Source organism: Bartonella sp. AP20NXHL, from assembly GCF_042196165.1.
Classification (GTDB): domain Bacteria; phylum Pseudomonadota; class Alphaproteobacteria; order Rhizobiales; family Rhizobiaceae; genus Bartonella.
In genome coordinates this window covers 134,014-159,758 of the sequence record NZ_JBHIPV010000001.1, presented here as the reverse complement: position 1 = coordinate 159,758, position 25,745 = coordinate 134,014, and the positions used below count along the sequence as shown (strand labels likewise).

The 25,745-nt window shown below is 37.1% G+C and carries 13 protein-coding genes; 7 read left to right on the top strand and 6 right to left on the bottom strand.

Going from position 1 to position 25,745, the window contains the following annotated elements; translation table 11 throughout:
- Position 1: 1 nt before the first annotated feature.
- Complete coding sequence (gene gyrB / locus ACFILL_RS00545; protein WP_273790211.1) at positions 2-2,434, bottom strand: DNA topoisomerase (ATP-hydrolyzing) subunit B; 2,433 nt, start codon at positions 2,432-2,434, stop codon at positions 2-4.
- 1,304 nt (positions 2,435-3,738) lie between these two features.
- Here gyrB and ACFILL_RS00540 point away from each other — a divergent pair.
- Positions 3,739-4,644, top strand: a complete 906-nt coding sequence (locus ACFILL_RS00540) for a transporter substrate-binding domain-containing protein (protein ID WP_273790212.1) — start codon at positions 3,739-3,741, stop codon at positions 4,642-4,644.
- Positions 4,645-4,655: 11 nt separating this feature from the next.
- On the opposite strand, the gene ACFILL_RS00535 is transcribed toward ACFILL_RS00540, so the two are convergent.
- Positions 4,656-6,188, bottom strand: coding sequence for a YifB family Mg chelatase-like AAA ATPase (locus tag ACFILL_RS00535; protein ID WP_375630585.1), 1,533 nt, complete (start codon positions 6,186-6,188; stop codon positions 4,656-4,658).
- A gap of 407 nt (positions 6,189-6,595) precedes the next feature.
- Between ACFILL_RS00535 and ACFILL_RS00530 the strand changes: the two genes are divergently transcribed.
- Positions 6,596-8,560, top strand: coding sequence for an autotransporter assembly complex family protein (locus ACFILL_RS00530; RefSeq protein ID WP_375630583.1), 1,965 nt, complete (start codon positions 6,596-6,598; stop codon positions 8,558-8,560).
- Complete coding sequence (locus ACFILL_RS00525; protein ID WP_375643007.1) at positions 8,560-13,218, top strand: translocation/assembly module TamB domain-containing protein; 4,659 nt, start codon at positions 8,560-8,562, stop codon at positions 13,216-13,218. Before ACFILL_RS00530 ends, ACFILL_RS00525 begins: the two co-directional genes overlap by 1 nt.
- 1,438 nt (positions 13,219-14,656) lie before the next feature.
- Here the strand turns inward: ACFILL_RS00525 and ACFILL_RS00520 are convergent.
- The gene (locus ACFILL_RS00520) at positions 14,657-16,423 is read right to left on the bottom strand and encodes an ABC transporter ATP-binding protein (protein ID WP_375643006.1); all 1,767 of its coding nucleotides are present in this window, start codon (positions 16,421-16,423) and stop codon (positions 14,657-14,659) included.
- A 595-nt stretch (positions 16,424-17,018) separates the two neighbouring features.
- Positions 17,019-17,537 carry a translation initiation factor IF-3 gene (infC, locus tag ACFILL_RS00515; protein WP_273790218.1) on the bottom strand — a complete coding sequence of 173 codons (519 nt, stop codon included), beginning with the start codon at positions 17,535-17,537 and terminating at the stop codon, positions 17,019-17,021.
- 195 nt (positions 17,538-17,732) lie between these two features.
- Between infC and ACFILL_RS00510 the strand changes: the two genes are divergently transcribed.
- From ACFILL_RS00510 to dapE, 3 genes are all read left to right on the top strand, one after another.
- Positions 17,733-18,512 carry an alpha/beta hydrolase gene (locus ACFILL_RS00510; protein ID WP_375643005.1) on the top strand — a complete coding sequence of 260 codons (780 nt, stop codon included), beginning with the start codon at positions 17,733-17,735 and terminating at the stop codon, positions 18,510-18,512.
- A gap of 31 nt (positions 18,513-18,543) precedes the next feature.
- Positions 18,544-19,290 (top strand): M48 family metallopeptidase, encoded by a 747-nt coding sequence (locus ACFILL_RS00505; protein WP_375643004.1) that lies wholly within the window; start codon positions 18,544-18,546, stop codon positions 19,288-19,290.
- Positions 19,291-19,512: 222 nt separating this feature from the next.
- A complete protein-coding gene (gene dapE, locus ACFILL_RS00500; RefSeq protein WP_375643003.1) occupies positions 19,513-20,685 on the top strand; it encodes a succinyl-diaminopimelate desuccinylase in 1,173 nt (390 codons plus the stop codon).
- 1,598 nt (positions 20,686-22,283) lie between these two features.
- Here dapE and hemW read toward each other — a convergent pair.
- The gene (gene hemW, locus ACFILL_RS00495) at positions 22,284-23,483 is read right to left on the bottom strand and encodes a radical SAM family heme chaperone HemW (RefSeq protein ID WP_375643001.1); all 1,200 of its coding nucleotides are present in this window, start codon (positions 23,481-23,483) and stop codon (positions 22,284-22,286) included.
- Positions 23,480-24,127 (bottom strand): RdgB/HAM1 family non-canonical purine NTP pyrophosphatase, encoded by a 648-nt coding sequence (rdgB, locus tag ACFILL_RS00490; RefSeq protein WP_273790223.1) that lies wholly within the window; start codon positions 24,125-24,127, stop codon positions 23,480-23,482. Before rdgB ends, hemW begins: the two co-directional genes overlap by 4 nt.
- 504 nt (positions 24,128-24,631) lie before the next feature.
- On the opposite strand from rdgB, the gene hrcA reads away from it, so the two are divergent.
- Positions 24,632-25,702: a heat-inducible transcriptional repressor HrcA gene (gene hrcA, locus ACFILL_RS00485; RefSeq protein WP_273790224.1), complete on the top strand. Its 1,071-nt coding sequence runs from the start codon at positions 24,632-24,634 to the stop codon at positions 25,700-25,702.
- Positions 25,703-25,745 lie beyond the last annotated feature (43 nt).

Sequence of the window (25,745 nt, the reverse complement as noted above, 5' to 3'; positions counted from 1 at the left end):
TTTAGATATCAAGATTGGCAACGTTTAAGGCATTGTCTTGAATAAAAATACGTCTAGGTTCAACTTCATCACCCATGAGACGAGAAAAAAGTGAATCTGCATCGGTTGCATCATTAATTTTTACTTGTAAAAGAGAACGTGCATTGGGATCAAGCGTTGTTTCCCAAAGTTGTTCAGCATTCATTTCCCCAAGACCTTTATAACGTTGAAGAGTAACACCTTTTTTACCGTTTGTAAAAATGCTTTCTAAGAGGCTCATAGGACCAAAAATACGCTCTGTTTTATCTTTGCGACGTAAAAGAACAGGAGGATGATATATGTCGATAAAATTTTGGGAAATGCGATCAATTTGACGTGCATCAGTTGAATTTATAAGTCCCACATCAAGCGTAACAACATCTTTAACACCACGCAAAATACGCTCAAAACATAAACTTCCATCTGCTGTATATTGTCCACTCCAACCTTGTTCCATATCATCAGCAATCAGATTAAGGCGGTGTGCTATAGTATCTGCTATTTTTTGCGCTTTTTCTTGTGATGCAAAGACTTCAAGATTAAAAGCGCCAACAATTGCTGCTTGTTCAACAATATTACGATCATAACGGGTATGAAGACCATTTAAAAGTTGACGTAATATACGAGCATCTTTAGCGAGTTGATACAAATCAGCCCCTGCACGAACTTCTCCCGTTGAAAGCTCAAGCGTTGTTTCTTCTAATCCAGTATCGATCAAGAATTCTTCAAACGCTGCTTCATTTTTAATATACTGGGAAGATTTTCCACGCGATACTTTATAAAGAGGAGGCTGAGCAATATAAAGATGACCACGTTCAATCAATTCAGGCATTTGTCTAAAAAAGAAAGTAAGCAGCAAAGTTCGAATATGGGCTCCATCAACGTCCGCATCCGTCATGATAATAATCTTATGATAACGTAATTTATCCGGTGAAAATTCATCTTTACCGATAGACGTTCCAAGAGCTGTAATAAGTGTTCCAATCATATCAGATGAGAGCATGCGGTCGAAACGTGCTCGTTCAACATTGAGGATTTTACCACGAAGGGGTAAAATTGCTTGATTTTGACGTGAGCGCCCACTTTTTGCTGAACCGCCAGCCGAATCCCCCTCGACAATAAAGATTTCTGATTTTGCAGGATCACGTTCTTGGCAATCGGCAAGCTTTCCTGGCAGAGAAGTGATATCAAGTGCCCCTTTTCGTCTTGTGAGTTCACGTGCTTTGCGCGCTGCTTCACGTGCTGTTGCAGCTTCTACCACTTTACTAATGAGAAGTTTTGCTTCATGAGGATGTTCTTCCAGCCATACTGAAAGACCTTCATTGACCAAATTTTCAACAATAGGGCGCACTTCAGAAGAGACTAACTTATCCTTTGTTTGTGAAGAAAACTTTGGATCAGGAACTTTGACAGAAAGAATAGCTGTTAATCCTTCACGGCAGTCATCACCGGTTAAGTTCACTTTTTCTTTTTTAGCAATACCTGAAGATTCAGCATAGCCATTAATTTGGCGCGTAAGGGCACTTCTAAAACCTATCAAATGAGTTCCACCGTCACGCTGAGGAATATTATTGGTAAAACACAAGACCTTCTCATGATAGGAATCATTCCACCATAGGGCAACATCAACGCTCATACCATCCTTTTCACTTGCAATATAAATAGGATTATCAAGCAGGGCTTTTTTTGATTGGTCAATATATTTGACAAACTCCGTTAATCCACCTTCATAATGCAATTCAACTGATTTAATATCAGCATGACGCTCGTCAACAAGAAGAATATAAACCCCAGAATTTAGAAAGGCTAATTCCCGTAAGCGGCGCTCCAAAGTTTCAAAATCAAACTCAACCATAGTAAAAGTTTCAGAACTTGGTAAAAATCTGATTTCTGTTCCACTTTCTCTATCGCAATCGCCAATAACTTTTAATGGAGCATCAGCTACCCCGTGGGTAAATGATATTTCATGAATTTTACCATTGCGTTTGATTTGCAATTTAAGCCAAACGGATAATGCATTCACAACAGAGACACCAACACCGTGTAATCCGCCTGAAACTTTATAAGAGTTTTGATCAAACTTTCCGCCGGCATGAAGCTGTGTCATAATAACTTCAGCTGCAGAAATACCTTCTGTTGGATGGATATCTGTCGGAATTCCACGTCCATTATCACGAACAGAACAAGAACCATCAGCATGGAGCGTGACGTTTACAAGAGTAGCATGACCGGCTAGAGTTTCATCAATAGCATTGTCTACAACTTCATAGACCATATGGTGTAAACCCGATCCATCATCAGTATCACCGATATACATACCAGGACGTTTGCGTACAGCATCAAGACCTTTGAGAACTTTGATAGAAGCGGCATCATAGTTATTGCTTTGTACTGGTGAGGTTATTTCATCACTCATAAGTTAGTCCATTCCTGTGTTCAATTTACAATATTTTATCCGCTTTTTTCAAAGCTCAATGTTCTGATCAGTTATTTATGGAATAACCACATTAAATATTTACCGTATATCAGATCTAGATTCAATATCTGTCGATATATAATGGAGAGAATGATGAAATGATAGTGTACTGTTATGCTGTAAAACACGAGGGCGGTGATATAAGGCGAATAAACACTTTTGACTTATACAAAAAGTTGTTTCATAAAACGATGCTATTTACTTTGTTTATTTTTGCATATGCGTAATGTTTTAAAATTAGTTATGCATTTTTGTGTTACTCTAACAGAGGTCTTACTTGTTTTATCCATAAATCAATTTTCAATCCTAATTCTACCATATATTTAAAACAAAGGTTACGAGCTCTCTAAGCAGTTCAAACTTTTGTATGTTAGATTGAGGCGAAAATATTGTGTATATTGGTTTGTGTCATCTTTAAAATGTGAAAAAAGCCTCATTTGAGGAAAATATAAACGCGTAAATATAAAAACACGTTTCCACGATCATCTTTTATATTCAACTTTACAATTTTAAAAAACGTCTACGGTGATGTTTTTGAATAATGAGGGTGATGACGCATTATCTTACGCTTTATGTTTTTCTCATTCCTGTAATGGAGGTTACGTCCCTCATTTAAAACAAAGCACCATTGCGCTGATATTCTCGCACTTTTTTAAGGAACATCTCTCAATGTTTCCAAACTCATTTTACAACGATGTTTGAATAATATAGCGCAAAATACCCTGTGAATACTACAAGATTCATGTCTCCCACCTTTCCCATCTTGACAATAAAGCACAAACCAGAATCATCATTTTATTTTTCAACTCTTAAATGTTGATGCAACCTTAATGTTGAGAAAAACCTCGGCATTTGAGGGGTATTTTTACTCTTTTCTTCAATAGTATCTATATACTTCCCTAGTTGTGATACGCAAGGAAATGGTCTTAATATTTTAAGATACGCGAGATATTTTGATAAAATAAAGTGTGCCACTAAAGTATATACAGCCTATTTCTTATATTTAAAAAATTAAATCGCCTTTCTCTAAAATTACCTTTTATATATTTATTTTGGAAAATTAACATCAGAAATCTAAGCATTTTCAATGGTTTCAAAAAAAATATATGAAAACTGTTAAATTTTTTAACAGTTTTAAAAAATAGCAAGAATTTTATTTATTAAACGCCAGATATTTTGGTGAAGTGCGTTAGATAATAGTTAAGAAGAGTTGCATCTTAGTTTTGAAAAATGGGGGAGAGATTTTGAAAATAAAAAAATCTATATATGTAAAACATCTTCAATTGCGTTTACGGTATCTTTTATTCAATAATCCATACAATATTTTTATTCGTATTTTATTTGTAGCAGGGGGGGTTCTATTTTCCTCTTACGCAGAAGCTGAAAGGCTGCCTTCTTTTTTTGATTCGCATGAACACTTGGTACAACCTGATACAACGGATATCTTTCGTTTGCGTTTTGTAACAACTTTTGATTTTCCTCCTTTTAATTTTATTGATCAAACGGGGCATCTTGCAGGTTATAATATCGATTTATTGCGCGCTATTTGTTCAAAATTAAAATTAGAGAAGCTTTGTGAAGTAGAAGTGATTCCTTGGAAAGAGCTTGTAGAACATGTTGAAAATGGTGATGCGGAAGTCATTATTGCGGGTTTAAAAGAAACAAGTAAAACCCAGCAAGATCTTGTTTTTACAAAGTCATATTTACGTTTTCCAGCGCGATTTGTTGCTTCTCGACGTTTAAATCTCGATGAGCCAATAAGCGATCAATTGATACATTTAACCAGTGGTGTTTTGTCTAAAAGTGTTCACGAAAAACTCTTTCAACATTATTTTCCTAAAGCCAAATGGCAAGGATTTAAAAAGAGAGAAGAGCTCTATAAAGCGTTACAAGAGCGTAAAATTGACCTTATTTTTGATGATGGATTTGCTTTATCATTATGGTTCAAAAAACAAAAATCTGTTGATTGCTGCCATTTTGTTGGGGGGGCATATATGGCGCCACAGTTATTGGGGCAAGGAATGCAGCTTGCTGTTGCAAAAAAGAATGAAAAATTGGTTGATATACTCAATTATGCGCTGAAATCACTAGAAGAAGATGGTAAACTTACAGAACTTTATTTGCGTTATTTTCCAATAAGTTTTTATTGATGAATAGTTTTTTAATTAAGGGCTGTTAATCTTTCTGCGCCTAGTCGATAGGAAATAGCTTCTGCGAGATGATAGCGTGAAAGAGTATCTGATCCGTCAAGATCAGCAATTGTGCGTGCAACTTTGAGAATGCGATGATAAGCGCGTGCAGAGAGGTGCATTTTTTCACTCACATCTCGTAAGAGTATGGTCGCACTTTTATCAGGAATGGCAATCTGTTCTATAATTTTGGCAGGGCAATCGCCATTGGTACGAATATGATCAAACCCCATTGTTGAAAAACGTTTAGCTTGAATGGTACGGCATCGTGCGACGCGTTTGGCAACGTCGCAGCTTTTTTCTGATTGTTCTGGTTGCATAAGGTCCATAGCTGTCAAAGCAGGGACATCAATCCGTAAATCAATTCGGTCAAGCAGAGGACCAGAAATACGGGACTGATAATCGATTTGACAGCGTATTCCTTTAGGGCAAACATGGTCTTTTTCGCCTGCCATACCACATCGGCAAGGATTCATTGCGGCAATGAGTTGGAAGCGAGCAGGATAGCTAATATGGTGATTAGCGCGGGCGATAACTGACTCCCCACTTTCTAAAGGTTGACGAAGAGAATCAAGAACCTGCGGAGAAAATTCAGGCAATTCATCAAGGAATAACACACCATTATGGGCAAGGGAGACCTCTCCCGGTCGTCCTTTAAGCCCCCCACCAATCATTGCGGCCATGGAAGCAGAATGATGTGGGGAACGAAAGGGGCAATGAAGTGAAATGGTATTATGAACCGTTTCTCCTGTAATAGAAGCAATCAGAGAGACATCTAAAAGCTCACGGCTATCAAGAGGTGGCAAAATGGAAGGTAAGCGTTGCGCTAACATAGATTTCCCAGCACCAGGGGGGCCTACAAACAAAAGGTTATGGCGTCCAGCAGCACAAACTTCTAAGGCACGTTTGGCTGTTTTTTGTCCTTTGATTTCGCAAAGATCTGGAAGTTCAGTTTCGATAGTATATTGGCGCGGTTGTGGACGTTTTTGAATTTGGGTTCCTTTGAAATGGTTGACTATAGTGAGCAGAGTCTCTGGAGCAAGAATATTTATTTCTGCATTTGCCCATGCTGCTTCAGGTCCACATTGGAAGGGACAAATCAGCCCTTTATCGAGTGATAAAGCTGTCATGGCGGCTGGTAAAACACCATTAACAGCGGTAAGCGAACCATCCAGTGATAATTCTCCTAAAATGATATAGTCTTGTGCTACTTCAGGAGGGAGGATTCCCATAGCAAGCATTAAGCCTACGGCGATTGGCAAATCATAATGCGATCCCTCTTTAGGCAAATCAGCTGGTGCAAGATTAATCGTAATTCGTTTAGTAGGCATAGAAAGTCCACAAGCGTGGAGGGCTGCTTGTACACGTTCACGGCTTTCTGCAACTGCCTTATCAGCTAATCCAACGATAGCCATTCCTATTTTACCAGACGAAATCATAACCTGTACATCGACAGGGACTGCTTCTAGACCGCGAAAAGCAACAGTTGTAATACGTGCGATCATTTATTTATTTTCCCCCTTTAGACTTGGTAGAGACAATCATATCTATTTATAAAAATCAAGAAGCATCTCTATGGTTTTTTTTATAGAGAGATCTATATACATGGGCAGTTTTTAGCGTTCTCATGGAAAGTCATTTGTACAAATTTAACCATGATAATATGGGACGCAATAAAACATTTATAATAAGCTAAATAAATATGTTAAGAAAAAAAGAATGAGGCTGTTCGTGTTATACAACAGTGCAGAATTTTATGAAAATATAAGGGGAGGGTGACGTTATGTATCGCAGAGTGTTATTTGATGTGATAAAACGCGTAAAATGTGCAAAGTAATTATATTTACCTTTCTTATTTTTATATTATTTAAAGCGTAGTAGAGGCAAAGTGTATTATAAGGTATCTGATTTTATGGTATACCAGACAAGAGTTTTGTTAAAATCAGGGACTGTGCGCTGTGTCTTTATAGGCTTGTGTTTTTCTTTTTCTTTTCCACAGCCTCTTGCTGCATTTGATTTTTTCGGCATTCCTCTTTTTGGTAAAAAGAAAACAAATTCTCCTTCACATTATGCAAAAAGTACAGAGAGATTTTATAAAGTTGATGTTGTTGCACCGCCAGGTGCGCCATTAGAAGGTATAAAAATAGTTAAATCTGTTTCTTCTCTTGTTGCTGATAAAGAGAAAGCATCCGCCAGTTCTTCTGGTTTGCTAGCCAAGGCGCGTTCAGATTATCGAGCAATTCTTTCTGCTCTTTATGCTGATGGACGCTATGGTGGTGTTATTAGTATTAAAATTAATGGCTTAGAAGTCGCTGATTTAAGTCCGGTAACTCAACTTCCAGCACAATCGAATATCGTTATTACAATTAATGCTGGTCCACAATATGTTTTTAGTATTGCCAATATTGATAAAGTAGCTCCGTTTGAAAAACGTAAAGCGCATAAAATGCCCACAATTGAAGAATTGGGCTATAAAGTTGGGGCTATTGCTAAATCTGAAACCATTTTGAAAGCAGAAAAATGGGCGATAGAAGGATGGCGGCAACAAGGTTATGCTAAAGCTAAAATTATGAAGAGTGAAGTCGTGGCTGATCATGCTACATTGCGTGTTGAAGGACGGATTGTTGTTGGTCCTGGACAAAAGGCTCATTATGGTCCTTTAAGTGTGCGTAATATAAGTAAGAAACCACGTGTAGATTCAGCTTATATCGCGTGGATGACTGGATTGAAACCAGGGCAGATATACGATTCCGATGCGTTAGCTAAGGCAAATGAACGTCTTGCGCGCCTTGGTGTTTTTCGTGCTATCAATATACGTGAGGCTGATACTATTAATCTAGATGGTAGTTTACCGCTTATGCTTGTTGTACAAGAACGTAAACCGCGTCGTTTTGGTGTAGGCGGTAGCTATTCAACATTAGATGGTGCTGGTTTTGAGACTTATTGGATGCATAACAATCTTTTGGGTCATGCAGAGACTCTTAAAATTGAAACAAAAATAAGTGGTGTTGGTAGCAATAAAAAGCAATCATATAATTTTAAAAATTTTGATTATCTTTTCGGTGGCACGTTTATAAAGCCTGGGGTACTCACGCCAGATACAGATCTCAGGTCAGAATTAAAAATACAACAAGATGTTTTAGAAAATTATACGACAAAAGCCATCAAAGGAAAATTAGGTATTACGCATATTTTCAATGGTAATCTATCGGGACAGGCTGCTGTAGAAGTTTCAAATGGTTATTCACGTGATATCTATTTTGGGAGCCGTAATTTTACAACAATCGGTTTCCCTAGCGGCTTGATTTACGATAGTCGTAATAATAAGTTTAATGCAACAAAAGGTTTATATGGTGAAGTTTTCATTGAGCCTTTTTATGAGATGCGTTTTAGCAACTTTGTTGCAAAAGTAACAGCAGAAGGTCGTTCTTATTGGGCGTTGGATGAAGGGGATCGTTTTGTTGTTGCTGCGCGGGCAAAGCTTGGTACAATTCTTGGGAATGATACAGCACAAGTACCCGCAAATACGCTTTTTTTTGCTGGTGGTGGGGGCTCTGTTCGTGGTTATGCTTACCGTAATATTGGTATCAAAATAGAAAATGATGCGGTTGTTGGTGGACGGGCGCTTATTGAGGGATCGGCAGAATTGCGTGTTTCTTTAAATGATAAAATAGGGGTTGTCGGTTTTCTTGATGGAGGTTTAGTAGGGGAAAAGGCGAATTTTGATTTTTCTCAAAAAATTAAATGGGGAGCCGGTATAGGAGGACGTTATATGACGGGTCTTGGTCCTTTACGCGTTGATTTAGCCTTTCCTTTAAAGAGAGAGAAGGGTGACCCTCGCATTGGTTTTTATGTGGGTATAGGGCAAGCATTTTAATGAAAAAAGGTGTACGTTTATCAGCTTTCTTCTTTGTATTTTTGTTTTTTGGGGTGGGTGGTTTTGTTTTTGCGCAAAGAGGAGACATTCTTCCCTCTAGCGAAATGAAAACAGATGATCGCTCATGGTTTGTTTCTTTAATTGAACGAAAGCTTTCAGCGCCTAATCGTCAAGTTCGTTTACACAATATGCAAGGGACACTGTCTTCTCAAACATCAATTGATACTATTACTGTCAGTGATAAAAAAGGGGTTTGGCTTAAAATTACCAATGCTAAAATGGATTGGAATCGTCTAGCATTGCTGAGAGGGCGGATGGATATTAACCAGCTTTCGGCAGAACAGGTTACATTTTTACGCAAACCGCAAGGCAATTCTTCTTTTGTTTCTTCCCTTGAGACGGGTAAGTTCTCTTTACCAAAATTACCGCTTGCTCTTTCTATCAATACGCTTACAGCTCAACATGTGACATTTGAACAGAATCTTTTTGGTTTTTCTGCTGATATGTCCTTAAAAGGCAATTTCACCTTGGCTAGTGGTAATTTTGATGTCGATATAGCGGCGCATCGTTTAGATGCACCGGGTTCTTTTTCTGTTCTCACCAAGATATCTGATAGTAATCGTACAGCTCAAATTGATATTTCTGCTAACGAACCACAAAATGGTATTTTGGCAAATGTTTTTAACATTGAACAATGTCCAGCATTAAATCTCGTCCTGAAAGGTGATGGTACTTTTGATGATTTGGTTATCAAACTTTCTTTAGAGTCTGATCATCATTCTATTGTAGATGGTAATGTTATTCTTGCAAGTGTTCCAGAAGGACAGAGTTTTTCTACGAAACTAGAGGGAACACTGAGCCCTTTAATACCTTCTCAATATCGTAGTCTCTTCGAATCTAATATAACATTAAAAGCAAAGGCAAGAAGAACAAAAGAAGGTGTGACACACCTTGATCAGATGGTTATTCAGAACAAAGCAATGAACGTTATAGCCAATGCTGAAATAACCGCCGATGGATTTTTGCGACGGCTTTTTGTTGATGGAAAAATGGCTCTTGATAACGAAAAGGATTCTGTTCATTTACCTATATCAGACGTGCCAAAATCTGCGAATACTCTTGCTTTGAACATTGACTATGGTCGCGAAGGTCAACAATCTTGGAGTGGGCGGTTGGTTGTAAATCATTTAAGCAATAAAAATATTTATATTCGCGATGCAATTTTTGATATGGGAGGAGTAAGCGAAAATCTTGATAATGCAGCTTCTCGTCATGTTGGTGTTCAGGTTAAAGGGACGCTTCAAGGGGTTAAAAAGATTAAGGGAGCGTTAGTAGAAAATTTAAGCCAAGCGGTTCATGTGCATTTAGATACGGATATTGTTTCGAACAAACCAATTTTGATTCATGATCTGAGTGTTACGGCTCAGGGTTTTTCTTCTTGGTTAAAAGGGACAATGGAGAATTTTATTTTTAAAGGCGATCTCGGTTTAAAAGCTCAAACATTAACTCCTTTGGAAGTGTTCAGTAAACAATCACTTTCTGGTAGTGCAGATATTAAAGCCAAAGGAACGATCAGTTTATTGAGTGGCATTTTTGATCTCCAATTATCAGGAATGGCTGACGATATGAAAATAGGCATGCAGTCTTTTGATCGTTTATTCAAAGGAAACATCACTCTTTCAGGTGGTGTTACTCGAAATACGAGGGGTGTCATTTTTCGTCATTTTAATTTGAAAAATCAATATACAAACATAGAGGCTAATGGTTATTTTTCAGATGAAAGCGCTAAAATGGATCTATCTGCTCAAATATCTGATTTGTCCAAATTAGATCCAAAGATAAGCGGTGCGCTTACAATTCAAAGTACGGCGAGAGGGCGCAATAGCCATATAAAACTAAATACACGTGCCCATATTGCTGAAGCATTAATTGTAGGGAAGAAACTTCAAAACACAACACTTAACATAGATGCATTTGTAGATAATACAGCACCAATTACTTCTTTAACGGGGGTGGTAAAAGGTGAAGGGATTTTTGCTAAGAAACCTTTGCATGTATCGGCTTCTTTTGAAGATTCTCATAAAATTCGAAAACTTAAAAATATCGATATTAGAGGGGGAAGTGCAAAAATAACGGGTGACCTTTCTCAACAACTTGGCGGTTTTTTGAAAGGAGCGCTGCATATTGATGCCGATGATATTTCCGTACTTTCAGCGTTATTTTTGCAGGATGGTAGTGGAAAAGTAAAAGGAGATTTTATTTTTTATGAACAAAATGGCAGACAAAAAACCAATGTGAAGGCGCATGTTAACCATTTGAATTTTTCCAAGAATAAAATAAAAAAATTGGCAATAGATGCTGACATATTCGATCCTTTTGGCATGACTCAGTTTGAAGGAGTTATCAATGCAGAACATATTCAAACACCTTTGGTAATGATCAATCGTTTAAATGCTCACGCTGATAGGAATAATGGACAAACGGTTTTTACTGTCCAAGCGATGTTGCATGATACTCTCAATGCACGGCTTTCTGGTCGTTTAATGGTTGAGGAACTTCCAGAAAGTATAAAACGAGAAGTGCAAATTGAAACTGTGGACTTAAAACAACATACTTTTCATGCAACATTGCCGAAGCCATCCATAATTGCTTTTGATAAAGATGGAATGACAATCAATGAATTAGGAATTGCAATAAATGGAGGCAACATCATCTTAGCAGGGAATATTCAAGATACCATGAATTTGCAACTTACAATGAATGCGCTTCCTGCTGCTTTAGTCAATCTGTGGAAATCTGATCTTGGAGCAGCAGGGAGTGTAACAGGGCAGGTTATGATTCGTGGTCATTTAAAAAAACCTAATATAACTTACGATATAAAAGGTGAGGGACTGACAACCGTTGCTTTTCAAGATAAAAAAATTATGCCTTTTTCTCTTTCTGCTACGGGGAACACTGTAGATCAAAATCTTACTTTGAATGCAAATTTAACAGGAGAAGGAGTACAAGCACAAGCTCAGGGGCATGTATCTCTAGAGAAAAATGCGCTTGATCTTCATATTAATTTGCAAAATTTATCTGCACGTTTGGCGAATGGTTTTATTGCAGGACAAGCGCTTGATGGGACAGTGATAGGTAAAGTTGATATTGGTGGAACAATGAAGGATCCATCTGCTCATTTTGAGCTTTCTAGTCAAAATTTAACCGCTATGACGCATAAAGGACCGATGTCAATCAATATAAATGCTCGTGGTTCTTATAAAAAATCGACATTTCATATTGAAAATATGATAGCTACTGGAGATAAAGGATTAGATCTTTCCATCCATGGGCCTGTGTCTCTTAATGGTTCAGAGGCAAAATTAAACGTTAAAGGGATAATGCCTCTTGATTTTGTTAATCTCTTATTAGCCAAGCGTGGTGCACATATAACGGGTACAGCAAGAATTGATACAGCTCTTAATGGGGCGTTATCAAAGCCACAATTGTTAGGAAATATTTCTATAGGCGACGGTAGCTTTTTTGATTCACAAACAAATGTAGGATTGAATAATATAAAGCTTGAAGGCAAATTGAAAGGTGATCATATCCTTATAGAGAAAGCTTCAGCTTCTTCGTTTGAGGGGGGGGGAATTTCTGCTTCAGGTCGTATCTCTAATAGTCTAGAGACAGATTTGATATTTCATCTTGATAATGCCAATTATAATGATGGTTCTATGATTCTGGCAACATTATCAGGTGAGATGACAATGACAGGTCATTTTTTAAATAATCTTGTTCTTGGTGGTGATATCATCGTTGAAAAAGCTGAAGTTTTTGTTCCTGATCATTTTAAAAGTGCCAAGTTTCTTGATGTTAGAAATAAGAATTTAACTAAATCGATTCAAACAACACTTGAACGTGCTGATGTTAAGAACACGAACAAAAGCAAAAGCCGTATAGTTACACAAGAATCGTCATCTGTCGTGCTATCAAATATGCGTATTACAGCACGCAATCAATTTTTTGTACGCGGAAAAGGCTTAGATGCTGAACTGGGAGGACGCATTAATCTAGCAGGTCCATTGAATGATGTGCATCCAGTTGGTGAATTTAGAATGATTCGTGGACGTTTTGATATCCTGTCGCAACGTCTTAATTTTGATCAAGGACAAGCGAGTTTTAGTGGTAATCTTAATCCTACGGTTTATTTTGTAACCAACAATAACAGTGGTGATATTCGCGTCACTGTAACTGTAAGTGGGACGGTTGATAATCTTGATATTAATTTTTCTTCACAACCAAATTTGCCTCAGGATGAGATTTTGGCTCGTTTGATTTTTAATCGCTCTCTTAATGAATTATCACCATTTCAGATTGCTCAACTTGCAGCAGCAGCGGCTGATCTTGCAGGTGCTTCTAATACATCTTTGTTGAATACTTTACGAACTAAAATTGGACTTGATGATCTTGATGTTATCGTTAATGAGAAGGGTAATACAGGCTTACGTATTGGACGCTACATACACAATAATATTTATTTGGGCTTTGAAGCAGGGTCTGATGGAACGACGAAAGGGACAATTAATTTAGATATTTCGCGTCATCTCAAAGCTAAAGGTGCTATAGGAAATGAACAAAATTCTAGTATAGGTCTCTTTTATGAAAGAGATTATTAAAGATTGAATTTTAAAAAAACAATTTCTTCGTTTTTTGTCTTTCATTTCTAAATCTGAGGAAGGAGGCATAGACTAGAAATCCTATAAAAGAAGAAGCTTTTTGTTGAGGCGTGAAGAGATATATCTGAAATATTCGATTTTTTGTTATGCTATTCTCTAAAGGGACAAAATCTTCACGAAAGATAGTATGTTATTTTGCTGCTATATATTTATTTTAGAGAAATACCTTACCTTGTTTTCAAGCCCATATCGTGCTGTTGCCTAAAGAATGTAGTGTGTGCAATATATTGATTTATAAAGATAATTTATTGTTATTCAACTTGAATTAGAACTTTGAATATCGTACGAATCTCTTTCGTATTGAATCAATCAAAACCATTCGGCTTGTATGCTACAAGCGGGGAATCCTGTGTGGATAAAACTATTAAGAAATGACTAAAAATGCCTCTTATGAATCATCTCGAGAGCTAAGAGCTGTCGCAACATTAGGGACTGGCAGAATAGTGTGAATGGTGCCGGTTTATTACTCCATAAGCGTAAAGATAGAGGGGTTAATGGATTTATCGTTATACAATTCACGAATGTTATCGCGAAATGGGCTTAGGGAAGACTTTGAGAGAGGTCTCTTTAAAACAAGTACGTGAATTTGCAACACAATGGCATTCTGTTTTTACGTGAAGGACATGATTCCATTAAAGACCGTCAAAAGCATGAGGCAAGCAGAGAATTCATAAGATATCAATTTTATTGTCAAACGCATTTAAAGCAATATTTTTTAATAATAAAAATTACCTATTATTTTAGATTTTTGTTTATTGTGTCTTGAATGAGATCACTTTTCTTATAACGAATAGCTCCCCAAACAGAATACTCCAAAATATAACATTATTGTGTTGCAAGTTTATGTACTTGTTTTAAAGGAACATTTCTCAGTGTGCGCTTGAGTCTATTTCATAAGATTGCTTGTGAAATGGTATAAAGTACCTCTTATGAATGGTATAAAATCTACACTACCGTTATTAATAAAGGTATAAGTATTTGCTAAAGCTATAAGCCGGCATTATCATTCTATTTTCCAGCTTTTCATGTTGCTGACAATCTTTTCACTTGAAAGTGTAGAGGTATTTTTATTGCTTATCTTAAGAGTTTTTATGCATATACCAATATCTCTTATGACGTACAACAAGCGCTTTTGATTGATTCATCATAAATATAAAGAAAATTTGCAATAAGCAAATTACATCTTATCTTTTGCATTCAACAAAACAACGAGTAAAGTTTTCATCTAAATCCAAGGATTTTATTTTCAATAAACCATAAATTCTTTACCAATTCTTGATTGAAGTAATGCTTTTTCTTGATAACAAGTCTTTTTTTATAAATGGAGCATTACCTTCTATCCATTTTTTATTTCAAATCTTATTTAAGGATCTAGAAATTAGGAGGTATGTTTTTTGAACTGGATATTATGAAGTTTTTTATAAAACCCATTTTCTTTTGCTAGCAATTCTTTTTGAGTACCTTGTTCAATCAGTTGTCCATTTTGTATGACCACAATTTTATGAGCACGAGCAATCGTTGAAAGGCGATGAGCAATAATGATCGTTGTGCGTCCTTTAGTAAGGTGGTGAATGGCTTCATTAATTTGTGCTTCGGTGTGTGAATCGAGCGCACTTGTTGCTTCATCAAGAATCAGAATTTCACTATCGTGAATCATTGCTCTAGCGATAGCGAGTCGTTGTTTTTGCCCCCCTGAAAGATTACAGCCATTATCACCTATCTGTGTATCATAACCATTTGGCAAACTCATAATAAAGTCATGAGCATTTGCTGCTTTTGCTGCTTCGATAATTTCGTCATCACTAGCCCCTTCTTTTCCAAGCCCGATATTATATTTAACAGTTCCTTGAAAGAGAAAAGTATCCTGTCCTACATAGGCCATCAGGTTTCTCAGAGAGCGAAATGTTGTGTAGCGAATGTCTTGATCATTAATCAATATGCGTCCTTTTGTGGGGTCATAGAGGCGCATAATAAGGTTGATAAGGGTTGATTTTCCCGAACCGGATGGTCCCACCAATGCTGTCATTTTTCCGGCTTCTATTTCTAGATTGATGTCTTTCAATATCATTTTGTTATTAGTGTATGCAAAAGAAACATGTTCGAAACGAATAGTTCCTTGCGTTTTATTCAGATCTTTAGCTTCTTTATGTTCTACAACTGTAAGGGGACAATCGAGTATTTCAAACATCGTACGGATATTGACCAAGCCAGATTCAATTTTAACACGTACATTTGCTAGTCTTTTTGCGGGTTCATAAGCTAAAAGTAAAGCAACAATAAAGGACATAAATTCACCTTGAACACCTGCGCGTTGGGTTGCAAGATAACCGGAAAAACAAATAATACCTGCAATGGCAACACCCGTGAGTGTTTCCATAATTGGATTGGTAATAGCTTCGAGTGTTGCAATACTGTTTGTTTGTTTTTCAACATCACAAATGGCTTTGTCCATCCGTTTTTTCATGACTTCTTCTAGTGAAAAGGCCTTGATGATTCGAATACCAACAGCCGTTTCCTGTACGATTTTGATAATTTCACCAAGTGAAAGGAGCTCTTTTTCCATCAAGCTGCGAACGCGTTTTAAAGCCATTCGAACGCCTAAAAAAGCTAGTGGTCCTACGATTAAAGTAATGGAGATTAACACAAAGTTTTGAATGAACATGACAAGCAACAGACCACTAACGGAAAGCAAATCACGTACAAAAGTTGTGATAATAGTATCAATTATATTACGTACGGCTGTTGCATTATGAGTTACACGAACAAGAAGATCAGATGAAGTATTATTATGATAAAAAGAGACTCCTTGTTCCATAAGTCGTGCAAAAATTTTACGCTGTTGTTCAGCAATGATACTGTTGCCTGCTTTGTTTAGAAAGTAAGTTTGGAAAAAAGTTGCAACTCCTTTGAGAATAAAGATAAAAGCAATGAAGCTAGAAATCAAAATAATCATAGGAAAATTTTGTGCATCAATAATCTGATTAACAACATCCCGCATAATCCATGCACTGGTTGCTGTGGTACAAGAAATGATGATCATTGAGAAGATAGCCGCACTGTACCAACGCATATGTTTACGAAAATTTTCTCGTAAAAGGCGGATAATAAGATGTTTGTCGAAAGAGGAAATTTGTTTTTTAGCCATGAAGTGCTTCTATATTCTCTCATTATTTTATGCAAGATTGAAACACTCTTAATTAAAAAGCCCCTTAATCTTTTTTACAAAAATAGTCTTTTCTTTCAAGGCTCATCATATCAATTTCACGACGGCGAGAGTGAAGAATGTAGTGCAAAGTTTCTGTAAAAGGTATAACGAAAATTCGTTGTTCATCATTATTTTTAGTTTTCAATAAAAGATACCGGCGAGTTTCACTATTGTATTTACCAATTTCCGTATTGTGATAGCCTTTGGCACTTGAAATGGCTCACAAAAAACATTTCTGCTTTTTTAATAATTTTTTATGTATCATCTCCATTTGTGATGTGTAAGCAAACAATTTCGCCGCATTGCATGATAAGAGTGCTTGAAATAAGAAGGCCTTACGATGTTTGAGCTTTCTCATTTAATATGCAAAATAACGAATTCTTCTTATAAATCGATCAAGCATTATTAAACTCTTAAAAGGCTTTATACACATTTATAAAACCTTAAAAGCACCACAAAAACTCTATGTGGTGCTTCTAAAAATACCATACGCTCATGCTGATGAGTTGCATGCGAATATTATTCCAATGCAAAACTATTTAGGTGCTATCACCATCATCATTTGCCGGCCTTCAAGCTTTGGCTCCAATTCGATTTTGGCAATTTCACTTGTATCTTCTTTCACACGCTGAAGAAGCTTTAATCCAAGATCTTGGTGAGCCATCTCACGACCACGAAAACGCAAAGTAATCTTTACTTTATCACCATGATCAATAAAGCGATGAACAGCCTTGAGCTTGACTCCATAATCATGGACATCAACATTTGGGCGCATCTTAATCTCTTTGATTTCGATGACTTTTTGCTTCTTACGTGTTTCAGCAGCTTTTTTTTGGGTTTGATATTTTAATTTTCCCAAATCGATGATTTTACATACGGGTGGCTCTGCATTTGGTACAATCTCAACCAAATCAAGTCCCGCATCTGCAGCCATAGCAAGAGCTTCTTGTATCGCAACAACTCCCTGATGTTGTCCCTCATCATTGATAAGCTGAACATGAGGTACCCGAATATCCTTATTTGAACGTGGTCCGTCTTTTTGGGTAGGTGTCATTTTAAACGGTTTACGAATGGTTTATGCTCCTTAAATTTTGATTCAACTACAGTTAATTTAATATACAATTATGCACCTAAAAACAACTATAATTCGTGTTATTTTCATTATTTGATTTATTACTTTTTGGAATGATTTAGATTATAAAAGTTTTCTCTTAATTTAAAGAAATTGTTTTATGGAGGATAAAGAATCATGGATCAACATATTCCTTGTCAGTTTTTTTCGTTTGAGAACACCACACTTGCAGTACGCTATCGCAAGGGGCGCCAATCTCCAGGTTTGGTTTGGCTTCCTGGCTATCAATCCGATATGTTGGGAAGTAAGGCAACGTTAGTTGATCAGTTTGCTCAGAAGAATGATTTGTCTTGTTTACGTTTTGATTATTCTGGACATGGAGAATCTGAAGGTGATTTTTTTCAAGGAACAATTTCGCGTTGGGTTAAGGAAAGTTTAGCGACTTTTGAAACCTATTGTGAGGGTCCACAAATTTTGATTGGTTCCTCTATGGGTGGGTGGATTGCACTAAGGCTTGCTATGATGCTAGCACAGAAAAATAAGAAGCTTGCTGGCATGATATTGATTGCTCCAGCGCCTGATTTTACACAAACATTGGTGGAACCAAAATTAGGCCCAGAAGAATGGAAGATTTTGGAAGAAAAAGGCTATATTGAACGACCTGCTGTTGATGATACAGAGCCAATGCCCTTTACAAAAAAATTAATTGAAGATGGGCGCGAAAATTGTGTTATGCAAGGATGCATTGATGTTGGGTGTCCAGTCCATATTCTACAAGGGATGGAAGATGAAGATATTCCCTATCAGCATACATTGACTTTACTTGATCATTTACCTCTCCATGATGTAACGTTGACACTTGTTCGTGATGCAGATCATCGCTTTTCTCGTCCACAAGATTTAGATTGCCTTGAAACAGTATTGAGATCTTTTATTAATCAGATTAATGCAAAATAAGGGGTACATTTATTGATGAAGATAAAAATATATGAGCATTTCTAAGCAGCATTTTATTTTTTCTGATCGCTCTGTACCTGTACGGGTGCGGGAAAATAAGTATGCACGCCGTCTTACCTTACGTATTGATACCAGCAGTCAAGAGATTTGTGTAACAACACCACCAGCGATAAGTCTCTGTACGATTCAAAGTTTTATTGAAAAGCATCGATCTTGGATTGAGGCACGTCTTGCTCGTTTACAAATCTCTCATGAAAATGCTTATCTCAAAGAGGGGGCAATGATTCCTTTATTAGGTGTTTCCCATACCATAAAGCATAGAGAAGGGCGTGGGGTAACAGAAATCATTACAGCAGATGCGGAGCAAGGACCTAAAATTATCGTTTATGGTCAATTAGAATACCTCCCAAGACGCATTGCTGACGTTTTGAAAAAACAAGCAGCACTTATTATAACACCTTTGGTGGCACATTATGCCCATAAAGTAGAGCGTAAAGTCAAATCAATTTGTTATAAAGATACGAGAAGTCGTTGGGGATCTTGTTCAATAGATAAGCGTCTTTCTTTTTCTTGGCGCCTTGTTATGGCACCAAAAGAAGTTGTGGAATATGTTGTTGCTCATGAGGTTGCTCATCTTGTTGAAATGAATCACGGACCAAGATTTTGGGCTCTTTGTGAAGAGCTATGTCCTGATAGTAAAACGTACCGTGCTTGGTTGAAGGAAAATGCCCATAGATTGCAAGCAATTAATTTTGATTCATATAATTTAGAGGCGTAAAAAACTTTCAAATGAAGGCAACATTTAACGGAACTTTTTGTTGAGTGTTTTGTTGTGTGTGTGCTTGCTCATTTATAATGAGGAAGCCATTGAAGCTCTCAGCACGATTGTTCTCCCCTGCTTGGTTTGCTGAGTGTCTTCAATGTTTTTTCTTTATCTTTTTTGTAATTCAGCGTAATAACCTTAAGTTCCGATGACTTATAAAAAATGGGAAGGGACCTTATGCCTGTTCTTACAGATCCACTTCAGCTACTAAAGAGACTTATCCGTTGTCCTTCTGTTACACCTCATGAAGCGGGGGCTTTATCAACTTTGGAACAATTTTTGAAAAAAATGGGATTTCACGTCGAGCGCCCTATTTTTACGGATAAAAATACAGATAATGTTGAAAATCTTTATGCAAAAATGGGAAATGAAGGACCCCATCTTATGTTTGCGGGTCATACAGATGTCGTACCACCAGGTGCATTGGAAGATTGGACTTATTCACCTTTTGAAGCTGTCATAGATCAGGGGAAATTATATGGGCGGGGTGCTGTTGATATGAAGGGCGGAATCGCTTGTTTTATTGCGGCGCTAGCGCGAGTTCTTGAGAAACGATCCATTAAAGGAATGGTAAGTTTTTTGATTACCGGTGATGAAGAGGGACCTGCTGTTAATGGTACCGTCAAACTTCTCAAATGGGCAGAAAAAAAAGGCGAAAAATGGACTGCGGCTCTTGTGGGGGAACCAACAAGTGTAAAGACTGTTGGGGATGTCATCAAAATCGGTCGCCGCGGATCGATTTCTGGTATCATTACCGTGAAAGGTCGCCAAGGTCATGTTGCTTTTCCAGAGCGGGCTGCTAATCCCTTGCCTTTGGCAAGTAAGCTTATTCAAGCATTGACACAAACTGATTTAGATAAAGGGACAGAGAATTTTCAACCCAGTAATCTAGAGCTAACAAGCATCGATACCGGTAATTTAGCGGTCAATGTTATCCCAGCGCAGACAACAGTTCATTTTAATATACGCTACAATGATCTTTGGACAAAAGAAACACTGATGAAGGAAATTGAAAAGCGTCTTGCTTTGGTGCAATCAAAAAACAATGGTGACCAATATCCCTCTTATCAGCTTGAATGGATTCCAAGTTTAGGAGATGTTTTTTTGACCAAAAATGATAAACTCATTCAAACTTTATCCAATGCTATTAAAAGTGTAACAGGGAATATACCAGAATGTTCCACTTCTGGTGGTACTTCAGATGCGCGATTTATTAAGGATTATTGCCCAGTGATTGAATTTGGCTTACCAGGGCAAACGATGCATATGGTAGATGAGTGTGTGGCCCTTGATGCAGTGGAAACTCTTACTGCTATTTATGAGCGTTTTATTATTGAATTTTTTGCATAAAGAAAAGATTTTTGGTTCAAAAATACCTTTATCTTGTTGAGCTATAAGATATTGACATTTAAGGTGTGGTGATATGAGTCTCGTAAGACTTAATATATTAAGTGGTTTTAGAGTAAGTGATGAATATTCTTAAGTTGGGATTCTTGCCTGTAGAGTTTTTAGTTAAGTGAATTACATAATTGGAAAGCCAAGAGAGACCTGCTTGAAGAAGTAGAACTGTTTAGACCATATTGGATTGAAAATATTCGTTCTTTAAAGTGTAGAAAGGAAGTCACACGCAATCATATATGGAAAACAATGAATATTATATCATCATTGTGTGATGACAGGTTGAAGCCATAAAGACACACAAAAACATGCTGCTATTGTAAAAAGTTCGTACAACATAAATGCGCTCATTCACAGCTCATGTTTTGATATGTTTTCTGCACTCTCATAAAAGGTACTTCTTGTTCCAATTAGACTCTCTTAGAATAAAGCCTATAGGAAAAGCGCTTTAAGTTTGTTTTATTTCATATATTTTGCCATGCTTTTTTTGTCCCCAAGAACTTCCGTTGCAAAATCATTACGAGATAGAAGGTGAGCTTATTTAATCAGCTTTAATCTTGGTTATGATAAAGATACACAGAATTTTTTGTAGCAGCACGTTGACTTCTTGAGCCAAGGATTGTCCTAGTATTATTCTCAATTTTTTAATAAAATAACCTTAAAGGACGCGTACAGATACTCATAAGCATTATGCATACAAGTAAGATTATATGGGATTAACGTCGTTTCGCTCGCTAACAAAGCAATCTCGATTCATATCGGGTATATTTGCCATTTGAGTGCATTATTTGTTTAATAAAGCTCGTGATTTTGCTGTGACCTATAAATCAATACCAATCATACAGCCGCGTATCTCAAATAAATATTGGTTCAGTACTTTTTGCGATAACCGCTTTTACATGCCAGAATAGGATAAAAGTATTGCGTATATCTATTTTTTATAATCTCTGAAACAGACATACAATCTTATTGAGGAAAAATATAAAGGTATAAAGGTGAAAATCAGCGTGCTTTTTTACTTTCTTTTTTATTCGGCTTTACAGTTTTCAAAAGTAAATAGAGTAAGATCTTTTTAAATAATCAGAAATTGATGCATGGTTTCATGCTTATTTCTATGGTTCTTTTAATGGTGCCACGATTTCATAAAGAAAAAATACATTATCGTGTTATGCATTCACGTATTTGTTTTAGAGAAATTTTCTCAATGTTTGTCACATTTGTGCTACTACGGTGCTTATGAATGTTGTAATATAAAATCTATAATGCTTCCCCATCTTTATGTTTATGAAAAATAAAGTTAGAGCACCATACACTTTCTAGCTCAAAATATTGCAATAGCTTTTAGCACTTAAGAGTGTTCATAAGAGGCCTTTTTACTCCTTTTTTATAGTTTTTATCCACATGCTTCTCTATTTTTAAGGTGTAAGCAAATGGCGATAACTAACTTGCTATAAATAGTTTTGAAATGAGAGAAGCTCACAATATTCTAATCTCACCTTGCTATGAAAAATGATAATTATGATTAAAATAAGTATGTTGTTATAAAAACTTTAATTTGCAAGTTGGCTTATGATGTGATCAAGAACAATACGTCCTTTGGTTGTTGCTTTTAAGCGTTGGTTATCCACCATTTCTATCAATTCTTGGTGTTGTAAATCGATCAGTTTTTCCATTGGGATACGTTTAGGGCTTAAGGTTTCATAGCGTATAAGTTCTAAGCCTTCGCAAAGGCGTAATCCCATAAGGAGCATTTCATTTGCCTGTTGTTCAGTGGTTAAATGTTCCGTTTCAATACAGCCATGTCCTGTTGTTTCTACCAAATTAAGCCACTGTTCGGGATGCTTTTCATTTATTGTGACATAACGTTCGCGGTTTTCAAGGTGTGATGACAATGTTTTTGAACAGAAAGAGGAATGATTCGATGCGTGCTCAATGAAACGTCCATGTGCTCCTGGACCAAAGCCTGCATATTGGTGATAACGCCAATAAAGAAGATTGTGTGCTGATTCGGCACCGGGCATTGCATGGTTTGAGATTTCATAGGCAGGAAGTCCATGTAGTGCCGTTATTTCTTGAGTAAGATGATACAGATCTGCTGCTAGCTCTGATGGGGGAAGGATAAGTCTTCCTGCATCATGAAGCCGTTTAAAGGCGGTTCCTTCTTCGATCGTCAATTGATAAAGAGAAAGATGGTCCGCTGCTAAATCAATTGCTTGTACAAGTTCAGATTTCCATTGTTCAAGGGTTTGTTCGGGGCGGGCATAAATGAGATCAAAGGATAAACGTGGAAAAATTTGCCGTGCTAAAGCAATGGCACAAAGAGCTTGTTCCACATTATGGAGTCGGCCAAGTTTGCGCAATGCTTTATCATTGAGCGCTTGTATCCCTAGAGATAAGCGATTAACACCTGCCGCACGGTATCCACGAAAGCGCTCTGCTTCCACACTGGATGGATTAGCTTCTAATGTAATTTCAACTTTATCATCGACTACCCATTTTTTTGCAAGTGCTTGCAATAGGGCATCGACAGTTTGCGGCTCCATAAGGGAAGGGGTTCCTCCACCAATAAAAATACTTGTAATATGGCGTGGGCCTATTTTGTGGTATTGCGTTTCTATTTCGCGCTTAAAGGCGGTGACAAAACGTGGTTGATCAACACCATGGATGCGAACATGCGAATTAAAGTCACAATAAGGACATTTAGCTGCACAAAAGGGCCAATGAATGTAAATGCCAAAAGGTTCATTCATGAGAATGCTAAAAGGTTTTCTGCCAAAAGTTTGAAAGCACGTGCGCGATGTGAAAGAGGGGGAATATCATTACGTTTCCAGTTGTGTTTTTGCTCTGTTGACATTTCTCCAAAGGTATTTTCACATCCATCGGGTAAAAAAATAGGATCAAAACCAAAGCCTTTATCTCCCCGTGGAGGCCAAATGAACGTTCCTTCAACGCATCCACGGAAGTAATCTGCATGAGCATCAGGCCATGCAATGCAAATGACGGATATAAAACGGCATTTCCGTTGACTTTTTTCTCGTGCTCCGACTTTTTGGAGTTCATTTTCTATTTTTTTCATAGCTTTTGGAAAATTACGTGTACCATCGGCTTGAATTGCCCAATCAGCGGTATAAACGCCTGGCGCACCCTCCAATGCATCTACCTCTAAGCCTGAATCATCAGATAGGGCAGGAAGTCCTGTTTTTTTTGCTGCTGAAAAAGCTTTAATATAAGCATTTTCTTCAAATGTTTTTCCCGTTTCTTTTGGTTCTGGCAAGCCCAGTTCTTTTGCCGATTGTATTATTAAACCGAAAGGCGTAATTAAAGTAGTGATTTCATGCAATTTTCCGGTGTTATGTGTAGCAATGACAAGTTTTTTATCTGCTATGCTTCTCATATAGATTTCTCCAAAAATGAAAGGGGAATTATTTTTGTGCTAAAAACCGACTTTAATGCTCATACACACACATTTTACATGATATGATTATTTTACACGTTTAATGATATTTTATTCCAATAAAATTTTTTATCTTGTATGAAGATAACCTTGCAAAGATATGAAAGACATCTCTTTATTTATATAGCATTTTTATGGTAAATTTCCAATTTCCTGCTTGCTCTAAAGGGTGAAATTTTCTATCTACAGCGGTTTTTAATCAATCTAGATTCTCTTGATAAGTCCCTACAGCAGACCATTTTACAGATCAACTCTTATCTTAAATATTTCTCACACACTCTAACAAAAAATATTTCCTGCGTAATTTATCAAGCATTACTCTGAAAGGTAGCATTTTACAGCTCAATAGGATAATATATTTTTATACTACTTTAGACTATTTGACCAAACCTTGACAAAACTTATATAAGAGATGAGGATTTTAAAAGTAGTGAAACAATTGTGATGAAGCACAAAACTATTGATAATGAACTAAAATATCTTGATGAACGTTCGCGTGATATTTTTCGCCATATTGTTGAAGCTTATCTTAATGATGGTGAACCTGTAGGGTCACGTAATCTTTCGCGGCTTTTACAACAGACATTATCGCCTGCGACGATTCGCAATGTGATGAGTGATCTTGAACATCTCGGTTTGATTTATGCACCACATGTTTCTGCGGGTCGAATGCCGACACAATCAGGTTTACGCTTTTTTGTTGATGCATTTATGGAAGCGGGTGATTTGCCAAACGAAGAGCGAGAAAATATTGAAATGCAAGTCAAAGAGGCTGGTCATGCACAATCGGTTGAACATTTTCTTGTTCAAGCAAGCCGAGTTCTTTCAGATCTTTCACGTGGGGCAGGGCTTGTTTTAGCAACAAAACAAGAAGGAACATTGAAACATATTGAATTTGTGCGCCTTGATAGGGAGCACGCTCTTGCCGTTTTGGTGACTCAACAAGGTGAAGTTGAAAATCGTATTGTTCATTTACCAGAAGGGGTTACCCATGCACAATTGACGGAAGCAACGAATTTTCTCAATGCCCATATTCAAGGGCGTACATTGAGTGAAGCTAAAGGGGAAATTGCCCGCTTATGCGCAGAAACAAGGGCCGCACTTGATGATTTATCACATCATCTTGTTGAAACGGGATTAGCTCTTTGGGGAGGAGAAGATGCTGATCATAAAATACACCTCATTGTTCGCGGGCGTAGCAATTTACTTGAAGATGTAAAAGCAGAAGAAGATTTAGAACGGTTACGCCATTTGTTTGATGATCTTGAAACGCGCGAGAGTATGGCACAGCTTCTCGATTTAACGGATGAAGGTTCTGGGGTTAGAATTTTTATTGGTTCAGAAAATAAGTTATTTTCTCTTTCTGGTTCTTCTTTAGTTGTAGCACCTTATCGAGATTCACAACAAAGAGTCATTGGTGCTTTAGGTGTTATTGGTCCTACACGGCTTAATTATGCAAGGATTGTGCCCATGGTTGATTATACAGCTCAACTTGTGTCACAGTTATTGCGTTAAAACGATGCAAGTAAGTATTTGTACTATAAAAGCTCATTGTATT

What these genes read in the sequence shown, in the direction of transcription:
- ACFILL_RS00510 (WP_375643005.1), top strand. Translation starts at nt 17,733, where the DNA reads ATGGATCAACATATTCCTTGTCAGTTTTTTTCGTTTGAGAACACCACA.
- dapE (WP_375643003.1), top strand. Translation starts at nt 19,513, where the DNA reads ATGCCTGTTCTTACAGATCCACTTCAGCTACTAAAGAGACTTATCCGT.
- hemW (WP_375643001.1), bottom strand. Translation starts at nt 23,483, where the DNA reads ATGAATGAACCTTTTGGCATTTACATTCATTGGCCCTTTTGTGCAGCT.
- infC (WP_273790218.1), bottom strand. Translation starts at nt 17,537, where the DNA reads ATGACACCTACCCAAAAAGACGGACCACGTTCAAATAAGGATATTCGG.
- rdgB (WP_273790223.1), bottom strand. Translation starts at nt 24,127, where the DNA reads ATGAGAAGCATAGCAGATAAAAAACTTGTCATTGCTACACATAACACC.
- gyrB (WP_273790211.1), bottom strand. Translation starts at nt 2,434, where the DNA reads ATGAGTGATGAAATAACCTCACCAGTACAAAGCAATAACTATGATGCC.
- ACFILL_RS00520 (WP_375643006.1), bottom strand. Translation starts at nt 16,423, where the DNA reads ATGGCTAAAAAACAAATTTCCTCTTTCGACAAACATCTTATTATCCGC.
- ACFILL_RS00535 (WP_375630585.1), bottom strand. Translation starts at nt 6,188, where the DNA reads ATGATCGCACGTATTACAACTGTTGCTTTTCGCGGTCTAGAAGCAGTC.
- ACFILL_RS00505 (WP_375643004.1), top strand. Translation starts at nt 18,544, where the DNA reads ATGAGCATTTCTAAGCAGCATTTTATTTTTTCTGATCGCTCTGTACCT.
- hrcA (WP_273790224.1), top strand. Translation starts at nt 24,632, where the DNA reads ATGAAGCACAAAACTATTGATAATGAACTAAAATATCTTGATGAACGT.
- ACFILL_RS00525 (WP_375643007.1), top strand. Translation starts at nt 8,560, where the DNA reads ATGAAAAAAGGTGTACGTTTATCAGCTTTCTTCTTTGTATTTTTGTTT.
- ACFILL_RS00530 (WP_375630583.1), top strand. Translation starts at nt 6,596, where the DNA reads ATGGTATACCAGACAAGAGTTTTGTTAAAATCAGGGACTGTGCGCTGT.